We start from the raw sequence: 9,177 nt of genomic DNA on the forward strand, positions 1-9,177 counted from the left end.
GTGGCTGTGTTTGGCGTTATTGGATGCGTGTTATTAATCTTGGGTTTTGAACCAGCGCCATTGCTCCTTGGGTATATTTTGGGGCCGATGATGGAAGAAAACTTTCGGCGTGCCATGTTGATAAGCCGGGGAGATTTGATGGTGTTTTTAGAAAGACCTGTTAGCGCAACCTTTTTTGCGTTAATAGCACTTTTTTTATGTTGGTCAATCTATTCAGCAATTAAGCAAAGGCGTAGCCCCGTTGAGGGCGAGCTTTAGCGCATTAATTTTAAATTGAGCCTTAAAAGTTGTTTTTAATGCTTGGGAAGTTTTTAGGTTCTGTCTGAAAAGTTGGCGAGTGAAAGCAAGGTAAAATCGGTAAAGAAGCGGAGTTTACTAAAGAGCTAGCTGAGCTGATTTTTACGCTGTATTGCTGAGCCTGGCAATTTTCAGACAGGGCCCGTGGTTCATCTGCACATTGCTGCCTAGTGTTTTTTGATATTAATATTAATTTTCAGTTACTTAGCCAGTTATCAGCTCCACGTTCTGATCGATAACCTTGTCTCATTCAGTACCGTCTTAGGCTAAAGTCTAGAGGAAACTTTGTATGATGTATGACAATGTTGGCTATATGATATTGAAATATTCAACCCGGTACTAAATGACTGAGCCACACGAGTCACCGCTCGTCTAGGTTCGCTTACTGTATAAAAATGAGGAGATTACCATGAACTTTTCCAAAGCGACGCTTAAAGCTTCTATTTCTGACGGCCTGCTTTCCTTCCCTGTAACTGATTTCGATGCTGACGGTAAATTTGATGCTGAAAGTTACCGTAAGCGCCTGCTATGGTTGAAAGATTATGAAGTGACCGCACTCTTTGTCGCTGGCGGTACGGGTGAGTTTTTTAATATTACGATCGACGAGTATCGTGAAATTGTTAAGGTGGCTGTTGAAACCATCGGTGGAGATGTGCCGGTCATTGCGAGTGCGGGCCAAAATGTCGAGCTGGCGAAAGAACAGGTTAAAGCCGCCCAGGAAGCAGGTGCCGACGGCATTTTGTTAATGCCTCCTTATCTTACCGAGTGCTCGCAGTCCGGGATTGTTGATTACGCTGCTAGTGTTTGTGAAGCAACTGAGCTAGGTGTTATCTATTATAACCGTGCTAACGGTTATCTGGGGGTAGATGGTGTCAAGGCGTTAGCCGATCGTTGCGATAACCTGGTCGGATTAAAAGATGGTAAAGGCGATATGCAAACGCTGAACATCACCATCAAAACGCTAGGTGACCGTTTGGCCTATGTGGGCGGCGTGCCAACGGCAGAAATCATTGCTGAAGCTTACTTGGCCATTGGTGTAAGCACCTACTCCTCGGCGGTCTTTAACTTCGTGCCGGAGATGGCCGTGAAGTTTTACAAGGCAATGCGTCAAGGCGACAGTGAGTTCGTTAAGAACGTAACCCGCGAGTTTTTCATTCCTTTCGTTACTTTGCGCGACACCACGCCGGGGTATGCAGTGAGCTTGGTTAAAGCAGGAGCTGGCATCGTGGGCTACCCAGGCGGCAGTGTACGCGCGCCCCTGACTATGCCTAATGATCAAGAGATGGGTCAGCTTAAGCAACTGGTTGAGAAAGCAAAGTCTTTTTAAGTATTTCTGTTAGTTCATGAGGGCTGGCGTTTTGCCGCCCTCGTGATTTTAAAAGCTGACACCTAAAATGGTTACGCGCTGAAGAAGTAGAATGATGGAGAAGTGTTTATGCCAAGTCACAGTACTCCCACAATAACCGAAATGCGGGTCATACCTGTTGCTGGCCGCGATAGCATGCTGCTCAATATCGGGGGGGCGCATTCGCCTTACTTCACTCGTAACCTGGTTATTTTGAAGGATAGCGCTGGCAACGTTGGCGTCGGCGAGGCCCCTGGCGGTGCAACGATTGAACAATCACTTGAGCAGGCAAGAGAGCTTGTGGTGGGGCAGTCGATTAGCCGTTTACGCTCTATGGTCTCCTCGCTCAATAATGCGGGCCGTAGCGCTGACTTCGAGGATTTCGGTAAGGGGTCTTGGACCTTTGAGTTGCGCATCAATGCGGTTGCGGCACTAGAAGCCGCTTTGCTTGATCTAATGGGTAAGTTCTTAGGCGTACCGGTTGCTGAGCTATTGGGTAACGGTAAGCAGCGCGATAGCGTCGAAGTGTTGGGATACTTGTTCTTCATTGGCGATGGTCACGCCACGCCGCTCGACTTCCGCCGCGGTACAGGTGGGGTAAGTCATGAGTGGTATCGCCAGCGCGATGAAGCGTCGATGACACCCCAGCGTATTGTAGAGTTGGCTCAAGCCGCTCATGATCGTTACGGCTTTAAAGACTTCAAGCTCAAAGGTGGTGCACTGCCGGGTGAGCAGGAGATAGAAGCGGTCAAGGCGCTGCATAAAGCTTTCCCTGACGCGCGCACCACGATCGACCCGAACGGCGCTTGGTCGCTAAATGAAGCCATTCATCTCTGTAAGGATCTGCATGGCGTCATTGCATATGCAGAAGATCCGTGCGGTGCTGAGCAAGGCTTTTCAGGTCGAGAGATTCTTGCTGAATTTCGTCATGCTACCGGGTTACCTGTGGCAACTAACATGGTAGCGACTAACTGGCGTGAAATGGCACATGCTTTAATGCTGCGCTCGGTGGATATACCGCTGGCCGACCCGCATTTCTGGACACTGTCAGGCGCTGTGCGAGTTTCACAGCTTTGCCAGGACCATGGTATGACCTGGGGTTCTCACTCCAATAACCATTTCGATATTTCGTTAGCCATGTTTGCTCACGTGGGCGCAGCGGCGGTAGGGCGTACGACGGCCCTGGATACCCACTGGATCTGGCAAGAGGGAGATGCTCGTTTGACGCATAACCCACCCGAGATCGTTGATGGGAAAGTGGCGGTTACTGATGCGCCTGGTTTGGGTATTGAAATTGATATGGATCAGATCGAAAAAGCCCATGAACTTTATCGCAGTTTACCGGCAGGCGGACGTAACGACGCCATGGCGATGCAGCATTTAATTGATGGCTGGACCTTTGATCCCAAAAGGCCAGCATTAGTGCGCTAAGTCGGTACGAATGACCCAGTCGCCGGAAATAACTTCAAAAAGTGATTGGGCTTATAAACGCTAGATAGAGGTAACTTAACAATGAAAAAATTATTAGGCACGCTAACACTGGCCGTAGGGCTTGTCGCTGGTAGTCAGGCTATTGCAAATGATTACCCTAATAAAAGTATCAATATGATTGTGCCATTCTCGGCCGGTGGTGGTAACGATACCTTTGTCCGGGCGCTTCAGCCGTTGCTTGAAGAACAGCTAGGAGAAACCCTGGTCATTCGCAATATTGCGGGCGGCGGTGGTGCGGTGGGCATGTCGCGTGCGGTCGCGTCTAAACCCGACGGCTATACATTGCTTGCCGCTAGTAATGCAATGTTGACGCTCGAAGCGATGGGTAACGTCCCGTTTACGCATGATGATTTTGATTTTATTGCGAAAATTATCGAAGAGCCGTACCTCATCGCGGTAAGTGAAGATAGCCCTTACCAGGATCTGGATAGCCTGGTGGAAGCCGCTTCAGATAGCGCTATCCGGATCGGGGCGTCGGGTGTCGGTTCTTCTGCGTACATTACCGCTAATGCTATCGCCAACCGCACCGATTCCAACTTCAACCTTATTCCTTACCCGGGTGGCTCTGAAGCTATCTCCGCCGCTATGGGCGGGCACGTTGAAGCGGTAGTGCTGGGCGGGGCAGAGCTACGTTCAGCGCTGGAATCCGGTCGATTGAATGCGCTTGCGACTACTTACGCCGAACGTAGCGACAATTTACCTGATGTGCCCACCTTTCAGGAGTCTGGCTACGATCTTACGCTTACCGTGTGGCGCGGCATTGTAGCTCCTAAAGGTATTTCTGATGAAGTGAAGGAGCGCTGGGTGACGGCGATTCAGCAGATCATAAGCGATGGCTCGTATGAAGAAACAGCCAGCAACTTGGGTACTGATCTATCGCCTCTTTACGGTGAAGAGCTTGATGTTTTCATCAATGAATCCGCAGGCGTCATGCGCGAAGCCGCTGGCGATCTAGCCAATTAAAAGCTCTCTTGTGCAGCCAAGGCCTCCATGGCTTGGCTGCTTTGTCATTAATCAAAACATGATGGGGCTGCCATTAAGAAGGGGCTGGGGTCTGAATAATGGAACGTGATATTGGAAAGCCGCTATTTAATCTTTTTCTACTGGTCGCTTCGGCAAGTGCTTTTGTGGCAGCTACAGCGCTACCCAACATTGAAATCGTAGGGGATTTATCACCTGCCTTTTTCCCTCAGCTGTTATCTGGATTGATATTTCTATTTGCTATTCCGTGTCTGATTAAAGATGCGCGACAATGGTGGATAGCCAAGCAAATACATTCGGATACCCCACATGCTTTACAGGTACGAAGTATCGCGCAATGGCTGTTTGTTGTGGCCTTGCTGACGGGCTATATCTTTGCATTTGAACGAATTGGATATATCGCCAGCACAGGGCTTTTTACCTTTTTCTGCATAATGGGATTCGTAGTGATAAGCGGCGTATGGTCGACGCTTTCGATGTCTCAGAGATGGAAGTCGTTTCTCTCTACCCTGGTGTTTTCCACGATATTAGCCGTAGCTATTTTTTATGTTTTTACCGTTCTTTTCAAAATTCCGCTCCCGACTTAAGCGGGTAGCTCTTTTCCTGAGATTTGGGAGACTTATATGATTTCAGGTTATCTCGATGGCCTAGGTATGGTGCTGCAAATCAGCACGTTACTGGCCATTGCTGGCGGTACTCTGCTCGGCATCATTATGGGGTCGCTCCCCGGCTTGACCTCGGCAATGGCGATAGCGCTACTGTTGCCGGTGACCTTTGGTATGCCGCCCGTGGCGGGAATAGGTATGCTGCTAGGAGCGCTTTGCGGCGCCGGTGCTAGCGGATCAATTCCAGCGATATTGCTTAATATTCCCGGGACCCCCTCATCCGTAGCGACCACCTTCGATGGCTTTCCCATGGCCCAGAAGGGCGAAGCGGGCCGTGCACTTGGCTTGTCGATCGTAGCCTCCTTCTTTGGCGGTGTCGCGAGCATGGTTATTCTCAGCCTATTGGCGCCGCCCATCGCTGAGTTCGCCCTACGATTCGGCCCTGCTGAATACTTTTCTTTGAGTATCTTTGGCTTGGTTATCATTGCTTCTGTCGCTGGTAAATCGTTACTCAAAGGTTTAATTGCCGGCCTGATCGGCTTTTTTGTATCGACTATCGGAACCGATCCTATTACCGGCGTGGGCCGATTTACCTTTAACGAGCTTTCGCTGCTGACAGGGGTTAATTTATTGCCAGCTCTCATTGGCCTGTTTGCCGTTTCTCAGGTGCTTAAAGATACATTTGAGTACGACCCTCACGAGCGAATGAAAGAGAGTGCGCATCGCATTGATATTGCACGCCCGCGTTTTATTGAAACGTTGAAACACTGGAAAGCTGTCGTAATCGGTGTGATTTCTGGATCGGTGGTCGGTCCTATTCCAGGCGCTGGGGGGAGTATTGCCTCACTGGTAGCCTATGATCAAGCACGACGCTTTTCCAAAACCCCCGAAAAATTCGGTTCGGGTCATGCGTCGGGTATTGTGTCTGTAGAGAGCGCCAATAATGCATTGCTTGGTGGGGCACTGATACCTACGCTCGCACTGGGGATTCCAGGCGAAGCAGCGACGGCGGTACTGCTCGGTGGGCTGATGATTCAAGGGATCACTCCAGGCCCCCTTCTGTTTGCGGATCAAAGTGGCACGGTATACGGCATTTTTCTAGCTTATCTGATTGCCAACATCTTCATGCTATTGATTATGTGCCTCGGAATTAAGCTATTTATTCGGGTGCTTACTGTGCCTAGAAAACAGCTCCTTGCTGCCATTTTGGTGTTCTGCTTTATCGGCGTGTACGGCGTGGATGGAGATGTGTTCAATCTTTACTTAATGCTTGGCTTTGGCATTTTAGGCTATTTCTTGAACCGCTATGGTTTCGGGACTGCGCCCGTCATTTTAGGGCTGATTTTAGGGCCGATTGCTGAGTCAAATTTACGTCGAGGGTTACAGTCCTTCCAGGGAGACTGGACACCGTTCTTCACACGTCCCATCAGCATCACCTTCTTGATCATTGCTTTGGCCTTGTTGGTGCTAACGTTGTGGCAGAACTATCGTACCAACCAGAAAAACACTGCTTCGGGCTAGCTATACTCGAAAGTTGTCGCGGTAAAAAAGTGCGAGTCGCGAAAGCGAAGTAGCCTAATTTCTCAGCGCGGTTGAAGACAATCAAAGCAACAGATTTTGGGCTGTGCTCGCGGTACTGCTAGGTGCGCGAGAAAAATGTAAGTAACGCTTGGTCTAAACCGAGAAACTACGAAAACCACTCTCATTTAGGAGGCAAGATGAATCTGACAGGTGAAATGCTCATAGGGCAACAGGCTGTTAAAGGTAGCCGTAGTCCCGTTCAGGCAATAAACCCAGCAACCAACGAGCTCCTTGAACCGGCCTATGCGGGTGGTACTCAAGCCGAAGTCGAGCGGGCTTGCGAGTTGGCTTGGAACGCCTTTGATATTTATCGTGACACTTCACTTGAGGACCGAGCCAGGTTCTTGGAAACTATCGCTGATGAGATTGAAGTGATTGGCGAAGACCTGATTGAGCGCGCAGTGGCTGAGTCTGGTTTGCCGAAGGCTCGAATTCAGGGGGAGCGTGGGCGTACCTGTGGGCAGCTACGTCTGTTTGCAAAAACTGTACGCGCTGGCGAGTGGTTGGATGTACGCATTGATCCGGCTATGCCAGATCGTCAGCCTATGCCACGTTCTGATCTTCGTCAGCGTCATATTGCACTAGGCCCGGTTGTTGTATTTGGTGCGAGTAATTTTCCGCTAGCATTTTCTGTCGCTGGCGGTGATACCGCTTCAGCACTAGCGGCTGGCTGTCCTGTCATCGTTAAGGCCCACGCTGCCCATCCAGGAACCGGCGAGCTGGTTGGCCGTGCTATACAGTCTGCCGTTAAAAAGTGCGCTTTACCAGAAGGTGTTTTCTCGCTGATGTTTGGTTCTGGCCGAGAAGTGGGCACTGCCTTGGTTTCTGATGCACGTGTCAAGGCTGCTGGCTTCACTGGCTCAAGAAGTGGAGGTTTAGCGCTTTGGAAAGCTGCTCAATCACGGCCCGAGCCGATTCCTTTCTACGCTGAAATGAGCTCTATTAATCCGGTTTTCCCGCTACCTGCGGCCCTCAAGTCGCGTGGCGCAGAGATGGGCAAGGCATTTGTTGGCTCACTCAACATGGGCGCAGGCCAGTTCTGTACTAACCCGGGGCTGGTCATTGCGGTTAAGGGAACCGAGCTCAACACCTTTATCGAAGCCGCAGGTGAGGCCGTTAAAGCGAGTGGCGCGCAAACAATGCTGACGCCAGGTATTTTCGAAGCCTACGAAAGCGGTGTGAAGAGTTTTGTCGACAGTGGTAAGGCGCAAGAAATCGCGCGAGGGCAGAAGGGTGATGGCCCCAACCAGTGTCAAACCGGCTTGTTCGTAGCCAGCGCCCAGGATTTTCTTGGCAATGAAGCATTGCAGGGAGAGGTGTTTGGTTCGACCTCGTTAATCGTTGAGTGTGCTAATACCGCAGAACTCAAGCAAGTTGCAGAGCATTTGGAAGGCCAACTGACTGTAACGCTACAAATGGATGATGCCGATCTGGAAGCTGCGCGAGAGTTATTGCCGACACTAGAGCGCAAGGCAGGTCGTATTTTGGTTAACGGCTGGCCAACCGGGGTTGAAGTGTGTGATGCAATGGTCCACGGCGGGCCGTTCCCGGCAACATCCGACTCACGTACTACCTCTGTAGGGACGGCAGCAATCTTCCGCTTTCTGCGCCCGGTTTGCTATCAAGACCTTCCTGATGCGCTATTGCCCGCTGCTATTAAACAGGAAAACCCATTAAAACTACGTCGTTTAGTCGATGGTGCACGAGAGAGTTAAGACGTTCGCGTGTATAAATGTTAATGACAACATAGGCCACTCTCACGAGTGGCCTTTTTAAGCTACGAATTAAAAAATATGCACGGTTATATTAAGTCCTTTTATTTCGTTTGAGTATAAAAGCACCTTCATTATATTTGGAGAAAATATGGCTGACGTTGATTTTGCGACATTGCAAAATACCCTTGAAAAGGCACTATTAAAGGCGGGTCTCGCACCAGATGATGCGGCAGTCTGTGCCCAAATTCATGCTGAAAGTACTCGCGATGGTGTCCATTCTCATGGGATTGGTCGGATCCCCCGGTTTATTGAATATGTTGGACGTGGATGGATAAATATTAATGCTACGCCAAGCGTTGTGCAGCGGTTAGGAGCGATTGAGGTGCTTGACGGAGGCCAAGGCATTGGTGTGCTTAACGCTCTTAGTGCAACAGATCGAGCAATCGCATTAGCGCGTGAACACGGTATGGGGCTGGTAGCGTTACGTGATACTACCCATTGGATGCGTGGAGGAAGTTATGGATGGCGTGCAGTTGAGCAAGGGTTCGCTGCGATTATGTGGACCAATACCGAGTCTTGCATGCCTGCTTGGGGAGGGGTATCGCAGTCTATCGGTAATAATCCATTAGTGATGGCTGTACCGCATAGTTCAGGCCCACTAGTACTCGATATGGCGATGTCTCAATTTTCCTATGGAAAGTTGCAAACAACACAGTTAAAAGGTGAGCAGTTACCTATTGATGGTGGCTTCAATGAGCGTGGAGAGCTGAGTCGCGATCCCGCTGCTATCGCCGCGACACGGCGCTTGCTTCCAACCGGTTATTGGAAGGGGTCAGGGCTTGCGATTCTACTTGATGCAATGGCCGCTTTACTCGCGCAAGGGAGGCCAAGCCATGAAATTGATTCAGTTCAGCGTGGAAGCGGTGGTGGTAGTTGCCAGGTGTTTATGGTTTTTGATCCAGAGCAGTTGGGTGGCCGTGCGGCCTGTGATGCCCTTGTTGAGGGAATTCAGACACATTTAGCCGCTACTAGGCCCGCTAAGCCAGGATGCAAAGTACGTTGGCCGGGAGAGTCTACTTTTCGACAGCGATATGGTCGTGAGTTAATCTCAATTGATGATACTTTATGGCAAGCTGTTTGTGAGTTAGCTATCTAGCTGTAT

At 50.1% G+C, this 9,177-nt stretch carries 7 protein-coding genes and 1 pseudogene; all 8 read left to right on the forward strand.

Annotated features, from left to right (window positions below; genetic code table 11):
• Window positions 1-258, forward strand: a pseudogene (locus tag ACT3RQ_RS17420) (tripartite tricarboxylate transporter permease); the annotation flags it as partial.
• Window positions 259-706: 448 nt separating this feature from the next.
• Window positions 707-1,624, forward strand: a complete 918-nt coding sequence (gene kdgD, locus ACT3RQ_RS17425; protein ID WP_444631906.1) for a 5-dehydro-4-deoxyglucarate dehydratase — start codon at window positions 707-709, stop codon at window positions 1,622-1,624.
• A gap of 108 nt (window positions 1,625-1,732) precedes the next feature.
• Entirely contained in the window at window positions 1,733-3,073 is a 1,341-nt protein-coding gene (locus ACT3RQ_RS17430; protein ID WP_444639309.1) for an enolase C-terminal domain-like protein, read from the forward strand.
• 81 nt (window positions 3,074-3,154) lie between these two features.
• Window positions 3,155-4,096, forward strand: coding sequence for a tripartite tricarboxylate transporter substrate binding protein (locus ACT3RQ_RS17435; RefSeq protein WP_444639308.1), 942 nt, complete (start codon window positions 3,155-3,157; stop codon window positions 4,094-4,096).
• A 98-nt stretch (window positions 4,097-4,194) separates the two neighbouring features.
• Window positions 4,195-4,701 carry a tripartite tricarboxylate transporter TctB family protein gene (locus tag ACT3RQ_RS17440; RefSeq protein WP_444639306.1) on the forward strand — a complete coding sequence of 169 codons (507 nt, stop codon included), beginning with the start codon at window positions 4,195-4,197 and terminating at the stop codon, window positions 4,699-4,701.
• 36 nt (window positions 4,702-4,737) lie between these two features.
• The gene (locus ACT3RQ_RS17445; RefSeq protein WP_444631901.1) at window positions 4,738-6,240 is read left to right on the forward strand and encodes a tripartite tricarboxylate transporter permease; all 1,503 of its coding nucleotides are present in this window, start codon (window positions 4,738-4,740) and stop codon (window positions 6,238-6,240) included.
• Window positions 6,241-6,437: 197 nt separating this feature from the next.
• The gene (locus ACT3RQ_RS17450) at window positions 6,438-8,015 is read left to right on the forward strand and encodes an aldehyde dehydrogenase (NADP(+)) (protein ID WP_444631900.1); all 1,578 of its coding nucleotides are present in this window, start codon (window positions 6,438-6,440) and stop codon (window positions 8,013-8,015) included.
• Between the two features lie 148 nt (window positions 8,016-8,163).
• Window positions 8,164-9,171 (forward strand): 3-dehydro-L-gulonate 2-dehydrogenase, encoded by a 1,008-nt coding sequence (gene yiaK / locus ACT3RQ_RS17455; protein ID WP_444639305.1) that lies wholly within the window; start codon window positions 8,164-8,166, stop codon window positions 9,169-9,171.
• The last annotated feature ends 6 nt before the right edge of the window (window positions 9,172-9,177 follow it).

It is taken from the genome of Halomonas sp. AOP43-D1-4 (assembly GCF_052446175.1).
Classification (GTDB): Bacteria; Pseudomonadota; Gammaproteobacteria; order Pseudomonadales; family Halomonadaceae; genus Vreelandella; species Vreelandella citrativorans.

Excerpts from the sequence above, each read along its gene's own strand:
- kdgD (WP_444631906.1), top strand. The coding sequence starts at position 707 with ATGAACTTTTCCAAAGCGACGCTTAAAGCTTCTATTTCTGACGGCCTG.
- ACT3RQ_RS17430 (WP_444639309.1), top strand. The coding sequence starts at position 1,733 with ATGCCAAGTCACAGTACTCCCACAATAACCGAAATGCGGGTCATACCT.
- ACT3RQ_RS17435 (WP_444639308.1), top strand. The coding sequence starts at position 3,155 with ATGAAAAAATTATTAGGCACGCTAACACTGGCCGTAGGGCTTGTCGCT.
- ACT3RQ_RS17440 (WP_444639306.1), top strand. The coding sequence starts at position 4,195 with ATGGAACGTGATATTGGAAAGCCGCTATTTAATCTTTTTCTACTGGTC.
- ACT3RQ_RS17445 (WP_444631901.1), top strand. The coding sequence starts at position 4,738 with ATGATTTCAGGTTATCTCGATGGCCTAGGTATGGTGCTGCAAATCAGC.
- ACT3RQ_RS17450 (WP_444631900.1), top strand. The coding sequence starts at position 6,438 with ATGAATCTGACAGGTGAAATGCTCATAGGGCAACAGGCTGTTAAAGGT.
- yiaK (WP_444639305.1), top strand. The coding sequence starts at position 8,164 with ATGGCTGACGTTGATTTTGCGACATTGCAAAATACCCTTGAAAAGGCA.